The sequence below is a fragment of the Actinomyces lilanjuaniae genome (genome assembly GCF_003606385.1).
Lineage (GTDB): Bacteria > Actinomycetota > Actinomycetes > Actinomycetales > Actinomycetaceae > Actinomyces > Actinomyces lilanjuaniae.
Genome location: NZ_CP032514.1, coordinates 2661717 through 2682190, shown reverse-complemented (window position 1 = coordinate 2682190; position 20474 = coordinate 2661717). Strand labels below are relative to the sequence as shown.

Below are 20474 nucleotides of genomic sequence, written 5' to 3'. Positions count from 1 at the left end.
GGCCGGGGAGGCCGCCGAGCGGCTGGGGACGCCGCACGGCGGTGCCCGGCAGGGTCAGAGGAACTTCACGGGGTCGAAGTCGGCCAGGGGGATGATACGTACCCGCGGCAGGGCGATGGTGAAGGCGTCCACGTCGCTCTCCAGGTCGTGGATAGTCAGGCCCCGGGCCTCCAGTGCCGCGAGGTGGGCGTTGAGGAACTCCCGGAAGCACAGGACCCCGACGCGGGCTCCGGCGTCCAGGAGCCTCTCGACCTGGGGGATGTAGTCGCCGTCGTGGGAGCCGAGGAGGACCTGGATGTCCTGGCCCGCCTCGACCTGTGCGGCCAGGGCGTCCAGGGTCCGCTGGATACCGATGTCGACGACCTTCTCCTCGGGCAGGCCCGATCCTGCCAGCGGTACCGGGCGGTAGTCCATGGCCAGCAGGGCCTGGATAAAGCCCATAGGCATGTGGCCTGAGGTGGCGTTAAGGAAGAACAGGGCGCGGGCGCCCTCCTCGCCCTCGGTGCTCGACAGGTGGTCGCAGTAGGCGAGCACACGGTCCCACCGAGGGCGCTCGTCCGGGTCGGGTCGACGTCCCAGGACACTCATTCCCAAGGTGGCGTCGAGGTTCTCCCCGTCAACGAAAAGATAGGTAGAGACGGTCATGGGGTCATGGTAGTGGTGCGTTCCAGGAATGCGGTGTCAACACGGTGTCAACGCAGCCGGTGCCCGCCCTCTGCCGCAGTGGTTCTGCCAGCCCGCTCCTACTTTGTCCCGGTTTGTGTCGTCGGCGCTGCAGCTGAGGTGGGTGCAGCCCCGCCAGGAGCTCAGCGTGGTCAGTAGGTAGTCAGTAGGTAGTCAGTAGGAGGAGTCGTCCTCGCCCGGGCGGGTCTGCGCCTTGAGCTCCTGGAAGGCGGCGTCGAGCCGGGCCTCGTCACCCTCTGTGATCTGCGCGGGGGATGTAGTAGCGGAGGGGAGCGCCGTGCCCTGGCCGGTCTTGAGGGCGGCCAAGCGGGCCTCCGCCTCCATGCTGGTACCCGAGGCCTCCAGCTCGGCGAACTGGGACTCCAGAGAGGACCCGGCCAGCTCCGCCTGCCCTGCCGCCTGGGCCTCGACCCGGCGCACCTGGTCCTCGTAACGGGCCAGCTCGCTGGTGGGGTCCAGGACGTTGATCGACTGGATCGCCCCGTGGACCTTGACCTGGGCCTCGGCGGTCTTCTGCCGGGCGAGCAGCTGGTCCCGCCGGGACTGGAGCTCGCTGAGCCTCAGCTCCATCTGCTGCAGCCCGTTCTTGAGCTGGTCGACGACCTGGCGCTGCGAGGCGATGAGAGGCTCAGCCGCCTTGGCCTCGTTCTCGGCGTTGATCTGCTTAGTCAGGGCGACCTTGGCCAGGGAGTCCCACTTGTCGGCCCCGGCGGCGTCCCCTGCGGCGCGCAGCTGGTCCGCCTTGCGTGAGGCGGCCAGGGCCTTGCCGCCCCAGTCCCGGGCCTCGGCCAGGTCGGCCTCGTGGTCCTTCTCCGCCAGGCGCAAGTTGCCCACGGTCTGCGCGACGGCCTCACGTGCCTCGGCGATCGAGGTGGAGTAGTCGCGTACGAGCTGGTTGAGCATCTTCTCCGGGTCCTCGGCTCGGTCCAGGAGCGCATTGATGTTGGCACGGGTCAACTGGGCGACACGTCCCAGGATCGACTGCTTCTCAGCCATGGGTGCAAGTCCTTCTGTCGGTGCGCGGCGGCACAGGTCCGCAGCACGGTGGTGGGGCTGATGCTTCCAGGTCGTCGGTGCACCAGGTGGGTGGTACGGCGCCCTGATCGCTCAGGGCATGATGGTGGCGTGGTGGCGTCCAGCTGTGTGGGGTGCCGCGGGTAGACGGATCAGAAGCCGCCGCCCCGGCCACGGGAGCCGCTGCCCCCGCCGAAGCCTCCGCCGCGACCTCGAAAGCCTCCGCCCCCGCCGAAGCCTGCGCCGGGGCGGGGACCGGGTGCGCCCCACCCCCCGTACCTGCGGGGTCCTGAGCCTCCGCCGAACAGGATGCCGCCTAGGACCAGGGCGCCCAGGGCGTCAGCGCCAGGCCCGCCGAACGAGCCGCTGGGACCGCTGCCACCCCTCACGTCAGCCTCCGCCAGTGCCTGGGCCTGGGCGACAAGAGGCTCACCGGCGGCAACCTCGGCCAGGGCTGCCACCGGGTCTGCCTCCTGTACCGCTGAGGCGGCGCTGGCGTGCCTGGAGGCCTCGCTCAGGGCGGTGCGCGCCGAGGCACCCACCACGCCCCGGTGGGTGGTGATGTAGGCGGTCACTGCCTCCACCTGGGAGCCCAGCCGACTCAGGCGGGAGCCGACCGAGGCCCGTGCGCGTGAGATGTTCTCCTCCTGCTCCCGTGCCGACGCCAGGGCGGCGTCGATGGCGGCCTCTGCCCGTTCCAGGTGGTCGAGTGCCGCCAGCGGGTCTGCTGACGGGGTGGGCCCGCTGGCGGCCCGCCCCTCCTCGACCGCTGCCTGCGCGTCGTCCACCAGGGGGCGCAGGGTCGCCTCGGGTACCGCGTCGGCAAGCCGCTGCGCGTCCACCAGGTCAGAGGAGATTGAGGCGATAGCCGCCTCCAGGGCCTTGCCCGCTCCCTGGAGACGTTCCCGCGCTGTAGTCACCTGTGCTGCCAGGTCGCCCGCCTGGGCGATGGCCCCCTGGGCAATGCGCACCTGCTCGACGGCTGCCACATTCTGCCCCTGCTCGACGCTGCTACGGGCCTGCTCCAGGGCGGTGCGGCCAGCCGCCAGGAGCCTGCGGGCCTGCTCCGGAGCCTGGGAGACGCTGGAGAGGGAGGGCTGTGGGTAGGCGGCGTGCAGAGTCACCAGCAGGCTCTCGGCCACAGTGATGGACTGCTCGGTCTCGTCGGCCCTCTGCGTGGTCTCCGCGATAGAGGTCGGCAGGCTTGCCTCGATCCCCCGGCGCTGGCTGAAGGCCTCCGCCTGGACGCGGATCTCCTCCACCGCGGCCTCACAGCGCCCGAGGATCTCGGTGCTCATCTGGCGCTGCTGCGCCTCGGTCTCGGGGATCTCGTCGTCAAGGCGCTGGCGCAGCTCGAAGGACCGGGCCACGTGCTCACGCGCCCGGTCCAGGGCAGCGGTAAAGGCGTCTGTCGCGGACAGCCCGAACTGCGCCTGGGCGTAGGACAGCTCCTCGGCCGCAGAGCGTACGGTGTCGTCGGCGTCTACCAGGGCGCTGCCGGCCCGGACCCGCAGCTCCTCAAGCGACAGGGCGTCAGGCTGCCCCTCGCCCCTGGTCCCCGCGCTCGTGGCGCTCGCCGCGCCCGGGCTCCTGCGTCTCCTGCGCACGGCAGCCCAGGCTGCGGCGCCACCGCCCACCGCGAGTGCCCCCACGCCCAGGGACACGACGGCCGGGCTGACCGAGCCGGATGCACTCATGCTCTCCGGAATGGAGGCGACGGCGGCGTCGTAGCGCTGCTTGCTCAGGGCCTGTCGGAGTGCATCGTCGATACGGTCGAGCTGGGAGTCGGAGATCCGGGAGGTGGCTGCCGTCGTCTGGAAGCTGTAGGTGCGCGCTGACGGGTTGTCGCTGGGGATGTTGACGACCAGGACGGCTGCATCCTCGCCCAGCCCGGACTCCTCCAGGACTGCGCTGGCGAGGTCCGCCGCGCTCCTGCCGGAGTCGGAGACGGTCAGCACCCACAGCCCGACCCCGTAGTCGGAGGCCATGCGGGCGACCACGTCCTCGGCGGCTGAGCGGTCCAGGATCCCCAGCTCGTCGGTGACGTGGCTGGTCAGGATCGTTGGGGAGCCTGAGGCGTCGGAGGAGAGTGGGTAGCCCGTGTCGTAGGCGGGCAGCCCGGGCAGTGCAGGCAGTGCAGACAGCGCGGCTCGTGTACCCGCCAGGTCGGCTGCGGGGGCGGTCAGGGCGCTGGCGGGCACAGCCAGGCCCCCCGCCAGGAGGAGGCCGCAGGCGGTCAGCAGGGTGAGGGCTCGGGCGGGGGATGGAAGTGTGTGCGGCATCGGGGCCATGCTTGCTGCCACGCGGGTGCAGGGCAAGCCGTCTCACTCGGTTTCGCCCAAGGCGGCAGGCGCGGTCGGGCCGTGCCACCGGCAGGGTGGTGGCTAGCATGACCGGCATGCACGAGACGACGAGCACGCACCTCCTGGACACGGGAGGGTTCCAGCCCCGGCGTCCGGAGGGCTCCGGCTCCTCCCAGGTCCCGGGTGGCAGCGCAGCCTCCGTGGCTTCCCCGCACACGACCCCGCCTCCCTCGTCGGCCTGCCTGACGGTCACCGTGATCCAGCCCGAGGAGCGTGCCCCGCTGGGGCGGCTGGGGGAGTGGCTGCGCGCCGAGGGGGTCGGGCTGCGCACGGTCAGGCTGTGGCGCGGGCAGGAGGTGCCTGCTGTGGAGCAGGTCGACGACGTCCTGGTCGTCCTGGGCGGGGCCATGAGCGCCCACGACGACGACACCTGCCCGTGGCTTGCGGACCTGCGTCGCCTCCTGCGGCACGCTGTCCACGAGGGCCTGCCCACAGTGGCCGTCTGCCTGGGCGCCCAGGTGGCCGCCGAGGCCCTGGGAGGCCAGACGGCGGTGCCCTCCCCGCACGGCAGGGAGGGCGGTGTCGTGGACCTCCACCTGACCCGGGCGGCACGGGAGGACCCGCTGCTCGGCCCGGCTGCCGAGGCTGCCGCGCGCCAGGCTGCCGACCTGGGCCTGCCCGCGTGGCATGACAGGTGCCTGCCCGCCATCGTCTCTCACGACGACGCCGTCGTGAGGCTCCCCGACGACGCGGTCCTCCTGGCCTCCTCGGCTCAGTGCCCCCTCCAGGCGTGGCGGGTCGGAGGGCTCCTGGCTCTCCAGCACCACCCGGAGTCCTCGCCCCAGCGGGTCGGCTACTGGCAGGCGCGCAGCCTGCTGCGCAGCCAGGGCGTTGCGGGGGCGAGCACGATGGACCAGGATGACATGCCCCGGTGGGCGGTGGCTGCCGGGGAGCGCGCCCAGCGCCAGGCGCAGGAAGCGGATCCTGTCATCCGGGCCTTTGGCCGGGCGCTGGCCGTCTCCCTGGTGGGGCAGGCCCGGGGGAGTGCCCCGGCCGGTGAGGTCAGGGGGAGCACGGAGGCAGCCGAGGGGTGGGAGCGGGGTCGTCGTGCGGTGCCGGGGGTCGTGCGGTGCGGCTCGCCGCCACGGGCGGGTCCGCACCGGCGGGGGAACCTGTAGTCAGAAAGGCCGGAGGGGCCAGCAGGGGACTACAGGAGATCCTCGGCGTCCACGACCTCGTAGGCGTAGCCCTGCTCAGCCAGGAAGCGCTGCCGGTGGGCTGCGGTCTCCTGGTCCGCCGTGTCCCGGGTGACCACGGTGTAGAAGTGCGCCTGGCGCCCGTCCTCCTTGGGGCGCACGATCCGCCCCAGCCTCTGGGCCTCCTCCTGCCGCGAGCCGAAGGTTCCCGAGACCTGGACGGCCACGCTGGCGCCGGGCAGGTCGATGGAGAAGTTGGCCACCTTGGACACCACGAGCCGCTCCACCTCCCCGGCGCGGAAGGCGTTGTAGAGGCGCTGGCGCTGGCGCACCGTGGTGTCCCCGGTGACGAGGGGCGCCCCTAGGTGATCGGCCAGCTCGCGGAGCTGGTCCACGTACTGGCCGATCACCAGCGCCTGCTCCCCGGGGTGGCGGTCCAGCAGCCTCTCCACGACCTCTATCTTGGCCGGGGCGCAGGAGGCCAGGCGGTAACGGTCCCGTGGCTCGGCGGTGGCGTAGGCCATGCGCTCCCCGGCGGTGAGGGCCAGACGTACCTCGGTGCACACGGCCGGGGCGATCCAGCCCTGGGTCTCCAGGTCCTTCCACGGGGCGTCGTAGCGCTTGGGGCCAATGAGGCTGAACACCTCCTCCTCCCGCCCGTCCTCGCGGACCAGGGTGGCGGTCAGCCCGAGCCTGCGCCGGGCCTGGAGGTCCGCTGTCATGCGGAAGACCGGTGCGGGGAGCAGATGCACCTCGTCGTAGACGACCAGGCCCCAGTCATGGGAGTCCAGCAGGTTCAGGTGCGGGTAGACGCCCTTACGGCGGGTGGTCAGCACCTGGTAGGTCGCCACGGTCACCGGCCGGACCTGCTTGCGTGCCCCCGAGTACTCCCCGATCTCGTCCTCCTCCAGGGAGGTGAAGCGGACTAGCTCCTCCTTCCACTGGCGTGCTGAGACCGCGTTGGTCACCAGGACGAGGGCCGTCGTCGAGCTGCGGGCCATGGTCGCCGCCCCCACGAGCGTCTTGCCCGCTCCGCAGGGTAGGACCACCACGCCCGAGCCGCCTGCCCAGAAGGCCTCGACCGCCTCCTTCTGGTAGGGGCGCAGACGGAAGGCCCCCGGTACCCGGGCGTCCACCTCCTCCTGGCTGGACTCGCGCAGGCTGACGGGGTGGGCCTCGCCGTCTACGTAGCCTGCCAGGTCCTCGGCAGGCCAGCCCAGCCGGATGAGTACCTGCTTGAGGTGGCCCCGTTCCGAGGGGTGGACGACGACGTCCTCCTTCCCTAGGCGCTGACCCAGCATGCCCGCTGTGCGCCGGGAGCGCAGCACTTCCTCGAGCACGGGGACGTCCAGGGCGTGCAGGACCAGGCCGTGTGCCGGGTCCGTGAGCAGCTGGAGGCGCCCGTAGCGGCCCATGGTCTCCGCGAGCTCGCTGAGCAGGGAGTGGGGCACGGGAAAGCGTGAGTAGGTGACGAGCGCGTGTACCACCGTCTCGGCGTCCAGCCCGGCCGCGCGGGCGTTCCACAGTGCCAGGGGGGTGATCCGGTAGGTGTGCACGTGCTCAGGGGCGCGTTCGAGCTCGGCAAAGGGAGCGACGGCTTGACGGGCCTGCGGGGCGTCAGGGTGCGACGTCTCCAGCAGTACGGTCTTGTCGGACTGGACGATGAGGGGTCCCTCGGAGGCGGGCATGTACGGAAGTATCCCAGCACAGCCCCGGCTGTCCACCTGGCTGCCCGCGCAGCGTTACCGGGACGGGGGCGGGGCCGGTGCCGCTGGCTGTCTCGGCGTCCGCAGTGGCGTAAGCTGGGACAGGTGAGCCCCGACGCCTCCCACCAGGACCTCGCTGCCTACCTGGCTGCCCTGCCTGACCGCGAGGTGGCCTCGTTCCTGCGGGCGCGGCCGGACCTGGTCTCCCCGCCCTCGACCTCCTTCAGCGCGCTGGCGGCCCGCGCCGCCGCCCGCCCTAGCGTGGAGGCGGCCCTGACAGGTCTGGACGCGCCCACCCTGGCCCTGGCGGAGGCTGTCGTGGTACTGGCGGATCCGGGTGCCCGGGAGGTTGTCGGCGACCCTGGCCAGGCCCTGGGCCTGGTGCCCGATGAGGCTAGCACTGCGCTGCGGCGCCTAGAGCGCCTGGGGCTCGTCGTCGGGGGCAGGCCGGTGACAGGCCTGGTTGAGGCAGTGGGTCCCACTCCCTTCGGGCTGGGACCCCCGGCTGCCACGCTTCCTGACGTCCTGCCGCCGCCCCTGGAGGTGCTTGACAGGTACGCGGCTGACGGCGGTGAGGTCCCCGTAGGTACGACGCTGCCGGGGCAGGCGCCCAGGGAGCCGGTGGGTGGTGAGGCGGCCGTGGTGCTGCCCCGGGACAGTGTCTCCCTCCTGGCGGCCCTGGCCTGGGGGCCTGCGTCGGGGGTCCTGGGCGCCGGGGGTGAGATCCCGGCGGCCGACCCCCTCCTGGTACGGGGGTGGCTGGAGCGTGGGCACGATCCCCGAGGGGGGACCCGGCTGGTCCTGCCCCGTGAAGTGGGGCTGGCCCTGCGCGGGGGGCGGCTGGCCCGTGAGGCGCCCCGCTCCCCGGACCTGGACGCCCTGACGGTGGTCGAGGCGGGTGCCGTCGCCTCGGAGTCCTCTTTTCGTGCGGAGGAGATGGTCCGCCTCGTCGGCCTGCTGCTGCGGCAGTGGCAGCGCGATCCGGCGCCGGTCCTGCGTAGCGGTGGGGTAGGGGTGCGTGCCCTAGGCCGTACCGCGCAGTCCCTGGAGCTGGACGCGGCGCAGGCCGCCACTGTTATTGAGGTTGCCGCCAGCGCGGACCTGCTGGGGCTGGACGAGACCGGAACGTCGTGGCTCCCCTCACGCGTGGCCTCCAGCTGGCAGGAGGACCCGGCTGCTGCGCGCTGGGCGCCGTTGGCCGCGGGCTGGGTGGACAGCGCGCGCACACCGTGGCTGGTGGGCACCCGGGACGGGGGCGGGGCGCCCAGGCCGGTCCTGGGCACTGACTTGGAGGCGGGCTGGGCGCGTCGGCTGCGTCGGCGGGTCCTGGGGGTCCTGCTCGACCTGCCGGAGGGGGCGGCGCCCTCTGCCGACCTGGTGCGTGCCGTCCTGGACTTCAGCCGGCCCCGGTGGGCGGTGTCGGCTGAGGCCGTGAGCGCGGTCCTGGCGGAGATGGAGATGCTGGGACTGACAGGGGCCGGCGCCTTGTCCCGCAGCGGGCGTGCCCTCGGGCGCTGGCTGGTGGCGGGGGACCGGTCCGCCCAGAAGGCTGCGGGGCTCCTGACCGTGCTGGAGGAGGCCCTGGCCCAGGACCTCCCCGACGCCGTGAGCACCCTTCTGCTCCAGTCGGACCTGACGGCGGTGGTCCCGGGGCGTCCGGAACCACGGTTGGCTCACCTCCTGGAGCTGGCCAGCCGGACGGAGTCGCGCGGCGGGGCGCTGACCGTGCGGTTCACCCCCGAGTCGGTACAGGGCGCCCTTGACGCCGGCGCCACTGCCCCGCAGCTGCTGTCCGCCCTGGAGGACTTCAGCCCTGTCCCGGTGCCCAGCGCCCTGGAGGCGATGGTCCGTGACGCTGCCCGCCACCACGGCGCGGTGCGGGTGCGCCCCGTGTCCAGCGTCCTGAGGGTGGCCGACCCCGCGGTGGCGGCGGGGCTAGTGAGCGACCCCCGGCTGGCAGACCTCGGTCTTGACGAGCTGGCTCCCGGGGTCCTGGCCTCCTCCTCCCCCTCCGCCCGCGTCCTTCGAGCCCTGCGCGAGGCAGGCGTGGCTCCCGCCCTGGAGGACGGCTCCGGACGCCTTGTCCTGACAGCGCTGGACGCTGAGCGGCCGACTGCGGCGGTGGACCCGGCTCGACCGGGTCGCGACTACTCCCAGCAGGCCGTACGGCGTCGGGGGCCGGGTGACAGGGACCTCGCCGCCGCGGTGGGCAGGCTCCGGGCGGGGCAGGAGGAGCAGCGCCGCAGAGCGCGTACCGGTGACGCATCGGCATCGGCCGCTGACCCGGGCCATGTCCTGGGCCTCCTGCGCGAGGCGCGGTCCTCGCGGGCGGTGCTGCGGCTGAGGCTGGCGGGCGCTGACGGCTCGGTGCAGGAGCGGCGGGCACGTGTAGTTGCGGTGGAGCCGGGGAGGGTGCGTCTGCGTGACCTCGACCGGGAGACCGAGCTGACGGCGGCCGTCCACCGGATCGTGTCGGTGGGGCAGGAGTGAGGGGGACAGGTACCTAGCGCGAGTGGCGGCCCGCGCCGTGCCGCTGCCTCTACACTGGACGGCGTGACCGAGACCGTACCTGACACGATTCCGCGCCCGGGGGCGCTTCCTGTGGCGTCAGTGCAGGCGCAGGCGGCCAGGGACAAGCCCCTGAGCTCTGCTGCGGCGGTTGACCTGGCCCGTCGCGCGCTGGCGGAGGTGGCTGCGGCCGATGCTGTGGGGGACCACGTCGCTGCCTCCTACGACGCCGAGCGTCTGGTCACCCACCTGTTTGACTGTGCCATGCCCGGGTACCGGGGCTGGCGCTGGGCGGTGACGCTCAGCCGTCCGCCGCGCAGCCGTACAGCGACGGTCTGTGAGGTGGGGCTGCTGCCCGGGGAGGAGGCGCTTCTCGCCCCGGCCTGGGTCCCGTGGGCTGACCGGCTCCGTCCCGAGGACCTCGCGGCTGCAGGTCGCGCGCCTGGGTCGACGGACAGTGATACCGACTGGTCGGCCGAGGGGGCGGGCTCTGGGGAGGTGCCCTGGCGCTGGAGGCGCTGAGGCCAAGGAGCCGACGGGTCCGCGGCGTCGAGGGTGTGGCCCGTGCCGCCCTGCGATGGTACGGCCGTGCCCTGGGTGCCCCCGGCGCCTCTGGCTCCCGGGACGCGGGCGGGATGACGGCCTGCTCTGCCTACGGCTTCTTTGCGCCCCTGACAGGGGCACTACGAGCGGTGCTCGGGGAGGAGGCTGCCAGTGTGCCAGCGTCCTGGCAGCCGAGGTCCCGGAAGGCTGCCGATCCCGACGGTGAGGACGGTGAGGAGGTGCGCGACGGCGGTGAGGGCCGTCGTGCGGAGCATGCTGGTGGGGACCAGTCCCCACCTCCGGCAGGCCCGGCTGCGGTTGGTGACGTAGCCGAGAAGCCTGGGGAGGCTGAGGAGCCGGTGGAGCCCGCCGAGGAGGACCGCGCGGCCTCAGCCCGTGCCGCGGTGATGGACCTGGCTTCCGACCTAGCGGCTCCTGCGGCTCGCGGGGACGATGCGGGACAGGAGGCGCCGGGGCGGGACAGTGACGCCCCTCCTGCCGCACCCTGGACCCTGGAGGACCTGGAGGCAGTCCTGCCCAGGCACTGAGACCGCTCCCGGCCGCTGGGTCGTGCCGGGCAGGTCGCGGTGGGCAGGGGCGCAGGCACGGGGCAGGTGTCCTGGTCCACCGTGATTCCGGTGAGCACTTCGCGCACTCCCCGCGGCGTTCGTCCTAGGTGCGAGGACGTGGGAGAATCCGGCTACGTGAGCACGACACCATCCCTGAAGTCTTCGACGACACCGTCATCAGCCCTGCCCGTCCTGGACCGCTTCTTCCATGTCACCGATCGCGGGTCGACCCTGGCTCGGGAGGTCCGCGGCGGTATCGTGACCTTCTTCACGATGAGTTATATCCTGGTTCTCAACCCTCTTATCCTCTCCACGGAGCACGAGGGCGTCCCGCCCCTGGGCACCACCCAGCAGATCGCTGCCGGTACCGCGCTGGTGGCCGGGCTCATGTCAATCTGCATGGGGGTGGTTGCCAACTACCCGATGGCTCTGGCCGCTGGTCTGGGGATCAACGCGATGATTGCCTACACGCTGGTCGGTACGGACGGGATGACCTACGCCGACGCCATGGGCCTGGTGGTCATCGAGGGCGTCATCATCCTTGTCCTGGTCCTCACCGGCTTCCGCGAAGCGGTGTTCAGGGCGGTGCCCGCCCATGTCAAGACCGCCATCTCAGTGGGGATCGGCCTGTTTATCGCTCTGATCGGACTGGTGGACGCCAAGGTGGTGCGCCCCGGGGGCACCCCTTTGGAGCTGGGGCTGGGAGGCTCCCTCCAGGGGTGGCCGGTCCTGGTCTTCCTCCTGGGCCTCTTCCTCATGGCTGCCCTCCACGTGCGCAGGGTCAGGGGTGCCCTGCTAATCGGCATCATCTCCTCCACGGTCGCGGCCGCCCTCATTGAGGGCGTCCTCCACCTGGGGGCGTACAACGACGACCCGGACAGCGGCCCGGTCAACCTCACTGGCTGGTCGTTGTCGGTCCCCACCCTGTCAGGGTCCCCCGTGCAGGTGCCCAGCCTGGCCACGCTGGGCGAGTTCAGCCTGCTGGGCAGCCTGGAGAAGGTCGGGGTCGTCTCGGTGGTCCTGCTGGTCTTCTCCCTCATGCTTGCCGACTTCTTCGACACCATGGGCACGATGGTGGCTATCGGGGCCGAGGGCGGGCTCCTGGACGAGCAGGGCAACCCGCCCCGGACTCGCGAGATCCTCGTGGTGGACTCCCTGGCTGCTGTTGCCGGGGGTGTGGGTGGGGTCTCCTCCAACACCTCCTACGTGGAGTCGGCGGCGGGCGTGGGCGAAGGCGCGCGCACCGGCCTGGCGGCGGTCGTTACCGGCTGCATGTTCCTGCTGAGCATGTTCCTCGCCCCGGTGGTCTCCATGGTTCCCTACGAGGCGGCGACCCCGGCACTAGTCATCGTGGGGTTCCTCATGATGACGCAGGTGACTGACATCGACTGGCGGTCCGCCCAGACTGCGCTTCCCGCCTTTGTCACCATCATCATGATGCCCTTCTCCTACTCCATCACCAACGGTATCGGTGCGGGCTTCATCACCTACCTAGTGGTCCAGCTCGCCACAAGGCGGGCCAGGCAGGTCCATCCGCTCATGTGGGTGGCTTGCGCGCTCTTCATGATCTACTTCACCTTGGCTCCGATCAGATCGATACTGGGGCTGGACTAGCCGGGCTGGGGTCGGCTGAGGGCGGCGTCGGCTGCGCGCGCTGCCCGTCGGCCCGGCCCCGTGGGACAGGTGAGCCGGCAGAGCGGGCGCCTGCCTGATGGAACCGAGACTGCCAGTGCATATTCTGTGAGAGGACGCATGACCGACAGAGGCCCCTCCCCGGACCTCGACCGGGAGCCGTGCTGTTGTATTTCACCCCGTGCCAGGCAGGAGGACCAGGCTCATGAGCGATCTCATCGACACCACCGAGATGTACCTCAAGACCGTCTACGAGCTGGAGGAGGATGGCGTTCCTCCGCTGCGGGCGCGCATCGTGGAGCGGCTGGGCCACTCGGGGCCGACCGTGTCCCAGACGGTTGCCCGGATGGAGCGTGACGGCCTGATTAAAGTTGCCCAGGACCGGTCCCTGGAGCTGACCGACGAGGGGCGCCGACGAGCCACGGAAGTTATGCGAAAGCACCGCCTTGCTGAAAGACTGCTTCTGGACGTGGTGGGACTGGACCGCAGGCTCGTCCACGAGGAGGCCTGCCGGTGGGAGCACGTCATGAGCGAGCAGGTCGAGGAGCGCCTGGCCCAGATCCTCGGCGAGGTGAGAACTGATCCCTTCGGCAACCACGTCCCTCCGAGCGGGGTCGGCCACCCCGCCCCCGCGCAGGACGAGATCGGCGCGCACCGTGCCGCAGGCAGCGAGACGGTGTCTGCCGTCATACGTCGTGTCGGAGAGCCTATCCAGGCCGACGGCGAGCTCATGGCCCTCGTGGAGGACGCGGCCCTCGTCGTGGGGGCGCGGGTGGGGCTGCGCCGCACGGCAGGTGGGGTGCGTATCACCGGGCCGACAGGTGATCCTGTCGTCCTGCCTGACGACGTCGCCCGTCACCTGTTCCTGGAGCGCTGAGCGCCACCGAGGACTACCGACGGTACTGATACTCAGGCTGTCCCGTTACCTGTTGCACGACGCCTGCGGTCGGCTGTCCGGAGCCGGCCGCAGGTGCGGTCTTTCTCACCCTGCTTCGGTCTGAGCCGTCTTTCTGCGGAGGCTACGGCGGCGAAAAGGGCGTTACTGCCCGAAAAGCCCCAGAGAAAGGAGTTTCGGTGGTCGACACGTGCTTGGGTTCACACCAATGTGTGTGACCCTCCCGTGACGGCGTGGCTCTAAGTCATGTAGCGTTCTCGACGTCGCCGGGACGACCCCCTGACAAGGTCCCCTGGTGACACCTCGGAACGAGGCTTAGTCCTGCCGCTCGGTCCGAGGTCAGTGAAGCAACAACGTGGCAGGAACGGGGGAACCAATCATGGTTGTCCGGGCGGCGCCCGGTCGGCCTTGGGGTGAAGCCCGCAGGAGGCCCTGCGGGCCGGGCGTCTCCAGTCCGAACCCGACAGCTCACCTCGTCGGCTATCCAGGAGAAAGCACTACATGTCCTCACGAACCACAGCACGTCATCGCAAGGCCACCCGCGCCCTGACCCCGCTGGACGACTTTGCTCCCACTGCTCGTCGCGGCCTTGCTGTCGCAGCCACCTCCGGACTCGCGCTGACCATGATCGCCTCTGGCGCCACCGCTGCTGGCACCGCTACCGAGGTCGGCTCCTCTGCGGGCTCCCTTGAGGCCTCCGGTGTCGGCGCTCTGGCTGCCTCTGCGCGCGAGGCCGTCGCCACCAACGCCGCCGTCACTGTCGCGGACAACGTGCAGTGGGCCACGGACGCCACGACCCAGGTGCAGGCTGTTGCTCCCGTCGTGGAGGAGCCCGAGCCTGAGGTCGGCGAGGCCACGCAGGCCACCGACGCCGTCGCCACTGAGGCCGAGGCCGTTACCGAGCCGCAGGAGGAGGTCGTTACCGAGGAGGCGGTCGCTACCCAGGAGCAGGTCGAGGAGACCACTGCCGAGAGCGTCTCCGCTCCCGCGACTGAGACCACCACCACGACCACGGACGTCGCTCCGAGCGCTGCCTCCACCTCCTCGGTCGTCGCTATCGCGATGCAGTACGTGGGCACCCCCTACGTGTGGGGTGGCTCCAGCCCCTCCGGCTTCGACTGCTCTGGCTTCACCTCCTACGTCTACTCCCAGGTGGGGATCTCCCTGCCCCGCACCTCTGGTGCTCAGGGGGCCTCGGGTTACGCGGTCTCTGCCGCGGAGGCCCAGCCTGGTGACCTGCTCTACTGGCCCGGCCACGTCGCTATCTACGCTGGTGACGGCATGCTGATCGAGGCTGCCAACCCAGGGACCGGTGTGGTCTACCGCCAGATCTGGGGCTCTCCCACCTACATTCGCCTGGGCTGACTCCCAGCACATTGTTCACTGCCTTTCGGGGGCGGGCACCGCAAAGACCGGTGCTCGCCCCCGAGCGGTGTCTCCGATCTCCCCGGGAGACTGGTGCGTTCTCCTTCAGGAAACGATCCGTGTCGGCGCGTGTGCTGACCACCACAGGTTGTTTCAGGGCAAAATGGCTGAGGACGCAGACCTGCCCGGAGGAAGGGAACGGACCCATGGCTGGAGACAGTGTTGTTCTTGTCGGAGTTGACGGCTCGCCGCAGTCGTTGACCGCCGTGGACTGGGCGGTGGCGAGGGCATCACGCCAGGGGTGGCGAGTTCACGTCCTGTGTGCCTACTCCCTGCCGTCCTTTACGACAGCGTCGCTTGACGGCGGTTATGCCGCGCTTGACGACTCGGCTATCCGCTCCGGCGCCCAGGCGGTAGTTGACGAGGCCATCGCGAGGGCGCAGGGAACAGGGGTGACGGTGACCTCTTCCCTGGAGACTGGTGACCCGGCAGGAGTCCTGGTCGACCTCTCCGACGAGGCTACGCTGTCGGTGGTAGGAACCCGTGGGGGCGGAGGGTTCGCGGACCGGCTCCTGGGGACCGTCTCCTCGGCGCTGCCGGCTCACGGGCACTGCCCGACCGTCGTCGTGCCCCAGCGCACCCAGGGGGCTGACTACACTCCCGTGCGGCGGATCGTCGTCGGAGTTGACGGCTCGTCCTCGGCGCGCAAGGCCTTGCACTGGGCGGTAGCTGAGGCCGAGGCGTGGGGAGCGGAGCTGACGGCGATTGCTGCCGTCCCTATGGCGTCTGGCGCTGGCGCGCTGGCCTGGCTGCCTGCAGCCGTTGACCGGGAGCAGGTCCTCGCCGATGTCCGTTCCGGGCTGGACCGAGCGGTTGCTGAGGCGCTGGAAGGGAGCTCCGAGGTGGTTGTGCGCCGACACGCGCTGGACGGCAACCCGGCTGAGCTCATGGCGGAGTTCTCCACTGCTGTGGACCTGGTCGTGGTGGGGTCCCGAGGGCGCGGCGGCTTCTCCGGCCTGCTTCTGGGCTCGACGAGCCAGGCCGTGCTGTCGCACGCCTCCTGCCCCGTCATGGTGGTTCCCTCGCGCAGCAGGGACGAGATCCCGTCGCGGACCTCGACGCCGTGGGGACGAGCCTGAGCCGGTCGTGTCCCGGGACTGCCCAGAGCTCCTGCTGGGGCTCCTGCCGGGCGGAGCCCCGGCCGTTCCTGGGACGCCGCCGTGGCAGCGGCTCACACTTGTCGGCTGCGTACTAGGCCTGGCTCCTGGTAGGCTAGCGCGCACGCCCTCGTAGCTCAGGGGATAGAGCACCGCTCTCCTAAAGCGGGTGTCGCGCGTTCGAATCGCGCCGAGGGCACGGAGACTGCGCGGAGTGGCTCTGCACGTCGGTCTGGAAAGACCGTTGGGTGCCATACCGTTTCGGGCTGCCTCGGACCCGCCCGGCGGCAGGGGCTCCGCTGGGTCAGGGGGTCTCACGCCCTCCTGTGCCGGTGTCATGGATGGGGCGGCTGTGCAGGAAGACAGCCGCCCCCGCGCCGACGAGTCTCCACGATCTCGCTGCGGTGGCCCGTTATCTTGGGCGCTATGACACCTTCGTTGTTCTCCTTCGGCCGCAAGCGGCGTAAAGCCGCCTCCTGGGCGAAAGAACGCGAGGCTGCGGGGGCGCCGCACCGGTGGGCACCCCCGCCTGCTCCCTCCGCGCCCCCGGTGGCGGAGCCGGACGTTCCCGACGCCCTGCCCGAGCTGGCCCGCCCGGTTCCCGAGCCCCCACTCACGGAGAAGGACGGGCAGCGGCGCGAGCGTATCGAGGCGGCTCTCGAGGCCTGGCGCAGCGAGCTGGTGGATCTTGGGGGTGTGGCCAGCCTGGATGACATCGCTGTTGTCGACGGTGTCGTTGACCTCACGGCAGCGCACCCCTCGGGGCTGGCCCAGCTCTACGCCGGACGCACCACCCAGCTGTCCAGCCTGATCCGCGAGCGTGCTGCCCTAGGAGACGCCCGCCAGTCGCTGCGCGAGGTTGCCTCCCGGACGGAGCTCCTGGCCCGGAGGTTCGGGGTGGCGCCGGTCTACCTGGCCATCGGCGTCGCGACGTGGAACGAGACTGTCTCGGCCTCGGGCACCCCGGACAATGACGGCGGGCCCGCTGGTGCCAGCGGCTCTCTCGCGCAGGGCGGCGGCCTGAATGCTGACGAGAGGGCAGCGGCGGCCGGGGCTGGCCATGGGATCGAGGAGGACCGTACCGTCCAGATCCCGCAGGTAGCGCGTATCGCCGCGGAGCAGGCGGCGCAGGCCGCGATGGCGGCCGCTGGCTTCATGTTCCCCGAGGACTCGGACGGTCCCCGGGTCCGTACGGTCAACGCCCCGGTGCTCCTGCGCCCGGTGCGCCTGGCCAGCGCCACCGCGGACGCCACGCTGGCCCTGGAGCCGAGTATCGAGGTCAACCCGGTCCTTATCAGGGCGCTGCGCCGCTACCACTGTGCCACCGACGTGGAGGCGATCGCCCAGGCCGCCCTGTCGGAGGAGGGCTTCACCCCCCGCTCAGCCCTGGCACGCATCGGTGCCGTGGGACGCCAGTACCTTCCTGGCTTCGAGTTCCACGAGCGGCTTGTCGTGGGTGCCTTCGTCCACCCGGGACAGGCCCTGGTAGAGGACTTCGACGCTGTCGTCGAGCGCTCGCGGACCTCGGCCCTGGTCGCGGCACTCGCGGGTGACGAGGGTGCCCGCACCGCTTTGGAGGTTGACCTTCCTGATCTCGACCTGACAGACCGTGCCCCTGAGGCGGAGCGCGGCGTGGGAGACCTTGACCCGGCGCAGCTGGCGGTCGTCGAGGCTGTGGGTACAGGGGCGAACCTTCTTGTCGAGGCCCCGCCGGGCTCTGACGTCCCGGGCACCCTGGCAGCCGTGTTTGCCGATGCCGCTGCGATGGGGCGCACGGTTGTCCACGTCCCTGCGACCGGTGCTGACGGCCACGCGGTAGCGGCTGCGATGCGTGAGGCCGGGGCCGGGTCTATGGTCATCGACCTCACGGAGGACCCGGCCTGGCGCCAGCACGCCTGCGAGGCGATCCGGGAGGCGCTGGGGGTCCAGCCTCCCGCGCTGGATGTGGGTGGCATCATTGAGATGCGCGAGCACCTCCAGCAGGTGCGCTCCCGGCTGGACCGCTATGTCGGGGCGCTTCACCGCTCGCGCCAGCCCTGGGGGGTCTCCGCCTTCGAGGCACTGCAGACGCTGGCAGAGCTGACAGGCCGTCGCTCCTCCCGGGCCACCACCCGGGTGCGTGTCAGTCCCGACCTCCTGGAGCGCCTGGACGAGGAGGGGCTGGAGCGCGCGCGAGGCCTTCTTCACCGCGGTCACGCGTTGGGTGTCTTCACCCCCGAGGTAGCCACCAGTGCCTGGAACGGGATTGCCGTCAGCGACATGGACGAGGCCACTGACGCGCTGGTCCACCTGCGCGCCCTGGGAGAGCTGCTGCCGGGCGTGCAGCGTCATGTTGAGCAGACAGCGCAGTCAACCGGTCTGGCCCGGGCGGGGACCCTGTCGGAGTGGATGGACCAGCTCGGAGTCCTGGACGGCGTGCGCGAGTCTCTCGACGTCTTTGTGCCGGAGGTCTTTGAGCGTTCTGCCGCGGACATGGTGGCGGCGACGGCGACACGCCGGTGGCGGGAGGAGCATCACGTCACCATGGACGGCGCCCGACGCCGTCGCTTTACCAGGCAGGCCAAGGACCTTGTCAGGCCGGGGAGGGTCGTCAACGACCTCCACGGTGAGCTGGTCAAGGTCCAGCGCTGTCGGGAGGCCTGGCGTCGCTACGACCCTGACGGTGGCTGGCCGCGCCTGCCCCACGGCCTGGACGAGATGACCCGCGCAGCAGCCAGGGCTCATCGTGCCGTGGAGGAGGTCCAGCCGATCCTGGCGCGTACCCAGGACACCTCGGTCCTGGTCGACTACCCCCTGGACGAGCTTGTCGACTACGTCAACGCCCTGGCTGCCGACGACCTGACGGCGCAGAGACTTCCCGAGGTCAACCGCATCCGGGCTGAGCTGGAGAAGCTGGGCCTGGGACCCTTCGTCGAGGATCTGGCGCAGCGCGGGGTCGAGGAGGACCGGCTGGACAGCGAGCTGACCTACTGCTGGTGGGCCTCTGTTCTGGCCTATATCCTGCGTGAGGACCCCGACATAGGTGGACTGGACGCTCGGGCGCTGGCAGAGCTGTCCTCCCGGCTGCGTGACCTGGATGCCGCGCAGTCGCAGTCCCTGCCCGGGCCGGTGGCCCAGGCCTACGCACGGCGGGTGCGGGCTGCGGTAGAGGCGGACAAAGATGACGCCCGGGCGCTCTACATCGCGCTCGCCCGCGACGACGGCGTGCCCCTGCGTGAGATCCTGGCGGCTCACCCGGTAGCCCTGTTGGCCAAGCCGGTGTGGATCATCCCGCCGACGCTGGTGCCGCAGGTCCTGGACCCGATGGCTGTGGTGGACCTGGTGGTCATGGACGCGAGCGGGCACCTTCCGGTGTCCCAGGTCCTGCCCACCTTTGTGCGTGCTGAGCAGGTCCTGGTCGTCGGGGACCCGCGCCGCTCCTCCAGCGGTATGGCTGGCGAGCTCGGCCCTCTGCTCCCCTCAGTGACCCTACCCACATTCCGTAACACCCTGGACGCCGGGATCGCCGCCTTCCTGTCCTCCCACGGCTACCAGGGTGCGGTGGACGCGATCCCCTCCCCACCGGGGGAGGGGACCCTCAGCCTTGACCTCGTGGACGGCAGGGGCATGCCCGCTCCCGGGCAGACCGCGGTGGAGACGGTGTCGGCGGAGGTGGACCGCGTCGTCGACCTGGTGATCGACCGGGCTCTGACTCGCCCTGAGGAGTCCCTGGGCGTCGTCGCTCTCAACACCCTGCACGCTGACGCGGTGCGCTCAGCGGTGGCCCAGGCGGTGGCGGGTTCCCCGGCCCTGGAGCGCTTCTTCTCCCCCGGTGCTGACGAGCCCTTTGTCGTGGTGGACCTCTCCGGGGCTCGTGCCCTGCGCCGTGACCACGTTATCGTGACCGTCGGCTACGCCAAGACCCCTCACGGCCGCACTATCCACAGCTTTGGGGCGATCTCCGACCACGACGGGATGGTTGGCCTGGTAGAGGCTCTGTGCGCCTCGCGGGGGCGTACTCAGGTCGTCTCGTGTCTAGCGGCCGACGATATCGATCCTGAGCGTCTGCGGTCCGCAGGAGCGCAGCTGCTGCGTGAGGTGCTGGCACGCGCTGAGGCAGCGGCGGTCCCCGGCGGTTCTGCCGGCAGGGTTCCGGACCGCCTCCTAGTGGACCTGGCAGAGCACCTGTGGCGCAAGGGGCTGTCCGTGGTCCCCGCTACGGGGTGGAGGGGGCGTGCGTATCCCCTGGCGATCGGTCACCCGGACTACCCCGACGAGCTCCTGGTCGCGGTACTCACCGACGACACCGACTACGTGGCCGAGCCGAGCCTGCGCCGCCGTGACCGGCACCGGGTGGAACGGCTGGAGCAGCGGGGCTGGCGCGTCCACATTGCCTACTCGGTCGGGGTCTTTGTGGACCCGGAGGCAGAGGCGGACCGGGTCGAGGAGCTGGTACTGGCCGAGCTGGTGGCACGCCAGGAGGCTCGGGCAGTGCCTGCGGGGGAGACCCTGCCCGACCATCTTGACGACGTGGAGCCGACCCTGCCTGCAGCCTCGGGCTCTGCTGGTGCGGCCTCCCGGGGCTCTCTGCCTGGCGCGCCTGTCCCGGCGACCCCGGAGGCGCCCGTGGCTGCGGGTCGCGCCCCGGGCGCGACGCCTCCGGCTCCTGCGCCGGAGCCTAGCGACCCCACAGCGGTGCCGTGGGACAACCGCGTTCAGCGTCCGCCTATCGCCCAGGGACTGCCGCTGCAGGCCTACTCTGACGACCAGCTGGACGACCTGGTGGCCTGGATCCGCTCCGACGGCGTGACTCGCGGGGAGGAGGAGGAGATCGAGGAGCTTAGGGCCGCCCTGGCACTGCGTCGGCGCGGTTCCGGTATCGATGCTGTCCTGACCAACGCGGTGCGGCGGGCGCGGTGAGTG

General features: G+C 71.1%; 13 protein-coding genes, 1 tRNA gene and 1 riboswitch. Of the genes, 10 read left to right on the top strand and 4 right to left on the bottom strand.

The genetic code is table 11. The features are described from left to right. Positions 1-54 precede the first annotated feature (54 nt). The 3 genes from D5R93_RS11440 to D5R93_RS11430 form a co-directional block, all read right to left on the bottom strand. A complete protein-coding gene (locus D5R93_RS11440) occupies positions 55-645 on the bottom strand; it encodes an NYN domain-containing protein (protein ID WP_119837133.1) in 591 nt (196 codons plus the stop codon). A gap of 192 nt (positions 646-837) precedes the next feature. Beyond that, positions 838-1680 (bottom strand): PspA/IM30 family protein, encoded by an 843-nt coding sequence (locus tag D5R93_RS11435; RefSeq protein ID WP_119837134.1) that lies wholly within the window; start codon positions 1678-1680, stop codon positions 838-840. 170 nt (positions 1681-1850) lie between these two features. Beyond that, positions 1851-3980 (bottom strand): TPM domain-containing protein, encoded by a 2130-nt coding sequence (locus D5R93_RS11430; RefSeq protein WP_120205339.1) that lies wholly within the window; start codon positions 3978-3980, stop codon positions 1851-1853. Between the two features lie 116 nt (positions 3981-4096). On the opposite strand from D5R93_RS11430, the gene D5R93_RS11425 reads away from it, so the two are divergent. Continuing rightward, entirely contained in the window at positions 4097-5179 is a 1083-nt protein-coding gene (locus D5R93_RS11425; protein ID WP_120206061.1) for a type 1 glutamine amidotransferase, read from the top strand. Between the two features lie 29 nt (positions 5180-5208). On the opposite strand, the gene D5R93_RS11420 is transcribed toward D5R93_RS11425, so the two are convergent. Continuing rightward, on the bottom strand, positions 5209-6885 hold the full coding sequence (locus tag D5R93_RS11420) for a DNA repair helicase XPB (RefSeq protein WP_119837137.1): 1677 nt from the start codon (positions 6883-6885) through the stop codon (positions 5209-5211). Between the two features lie 123 nt (positions 6886-7008). Here D5R93_RS11420 and D5R93_RS11415 point away from each other — a divergent pair, with 123 nt between their 5' ends. From D5R93_RS11415 to D5R93_RS11375, 9 genes are all read left to right on the top strand, one after another. Further along, positions 7009-9393, top strand: a complete 2385-nt coding sequence (locus tag D5R93_RS11415) for a helicase-associated domain-containing protein (RefSeq protein WP_243106764.1) — start codon at positions 7009-7011, stop codon at positions 9391-9393. A gap of 63 nt (positions 9394-9456) precedes the next feature. Then, positions 9457-9933: a DUF3027 domain-containing protein gene (locus D5R93_RS11410; RefSeq protein WP_243106763.1), complete on the top strand. Its 477-nt coding sequence runs from the start codon at positions 9457-9459 to the stop codon at positions 9931-9933. Positions 9934-9968: 35 nt separating this feature from the next. Continuing rightward, the gene (locus D5R93_RS11405) at positions 9969-10502 is read left to right on the top strand and encodes a hypothetical protein (protein ID WP_120205336.1); all 534 of its coding nucleotides are present in this window, start codon (positions 9969-9971) and stop codon (positions 10500-10502) included. Between the two features lie 156 nt (positions 10503-10658). Further along, positions 10659-12137 (top strand): NCS2 family permease, encoded by a 1479-nt coding sequence (locus tag D5R93_RS11400; protein ID WP_243106761.1) that lies wholly within the window; start codon positions 10659-10661, stop codon positions 12135-12137. A gap of 223 nt (positions 12138-12360) precedes the next feature. Continuing rightward, positions 12361-13032, top strand: a complete 672-nt coding sequence (locus tag D5R93_RS11395; RefSeq protein ID WP_119837138.1) for a metal-dependent transcriptional regulator — start codon at positions 12361-12363, stop codon at positions 13030-13032. A 354-nt stretch (positions 13033-13386) separates the two neighbouring features. Then, positions 13387-13547, top strand: a riboswitch (cyclic di-AMP (ydaO/yuaA leader). Between the two features lie 4 nt (positions 13548-13551). Further along, positions 13552-14415, top strand: a complete 864-nt coding sequence (locus D5R93_RS11390) for a C40 family peptidase (protein ID WP_120205332.1) — start codon at positions 13552-13554, stop codon at positions 14413-14415. Between the two features lie 206 nt (positions 14416-14621). Further along, positions 14622-15554 carry a universal stress protein gene (locus D5R93_RS11385; protein WP_119837140.1) on the top strand — a complete coding sequence of 311 codons (933 nt, stop codon included), beginning with the start codon at positions 14622-14624 and terminating at the stop codon, positions 15552-15554. Positions 15555-15698: 144 nt separating this feature from the next. Beyond that, positions 15699-15771: transfer RNA gene (locus tag D5R93_RS11380), tRNA-Arg, on the top strand. Between the two features lie 227 nt (positions 15772-15998). After that, positions 15999-20471 (top strand): DEAD/DEAH box helicase family protein, encoded by a 4473-nt coding sequence (locus tag D5R93_RS11375; RefSeq protein ID WP_120205329.1) that lies wholly within the window; start codon positions 15999-16001, stop codon positions 20469-20471. Positions 20472-20474 lie beyond the last annotated feature (3 nt).

Excerpts from the sequence above, each read along its gene's own strand:
- D5R93_RS11420 (WP_119837137.1), bottom strand. The coding sequence starts at position 6,885 with ATGCCCGCCTCCGAGGGACCCCTCATCGTCCAGTCCGACAAGACCGTA.
- D5R93_RS11395 (WP_119837138.1), top strand. The coding sequence starts at position 12,361 with ATGAGCGATCTCATCGACACCACCGAGATGTACCTCAAGACCGTCTAC.
- D5R93_RS11435 (WP_119837134.1), bottom strand. The coding sequence starts at position 1,680 with ATGGCTGAGAAGCAGTCGATCCTGGGACGTGTCGCCCAGTTGACCCGT.
- D5R93_RS11425 (WP_120206061.1), top strand. The coding sequence starts at position 4,097 with ATGCACGAGACGACGAGCACGCACCTCCTGGACACGGGAGGGTTCCAG.
- D5R93_RS11390 (WP_120205332.1), top strand. The coding sequence starts at position 13,552 with ATGTCCTCACGAACCACAGCACGTCATCGCAAGGCCACCCGCGCCCTG.
- D5R93_RS11385 (WP_119837140.1), top strand. The coding sequence starts at position 14,622 with ATGGCTGGAGACAGTGTTGTTCTTGTCGGAGTTGACGGCTCGCCGCAG.
- D5R93_RS11440 (WP_119837133.1), bottom strand. The coding sequence starts at position 645 with ATGACCGTCTCTACCTATCTTTTCGTTGACGGGGAGAACCTCGACGCC.
- D5R93_RS11430 (WP_120205339.1), bottom strand. The coding sequence starts at position 3,980 with ATGCCGCACACACTTCCATCCCCCGCCCGAGCCCTCACCCTGCTGACC.
- D5R93_RS11375 (WP_120205329.1), top strand. The coding sequence starts at position 15,999 with ATGACACCTTCGTTGTTCTCCTTCGGCCGCAAGCGGCGTAAAGCCGCC.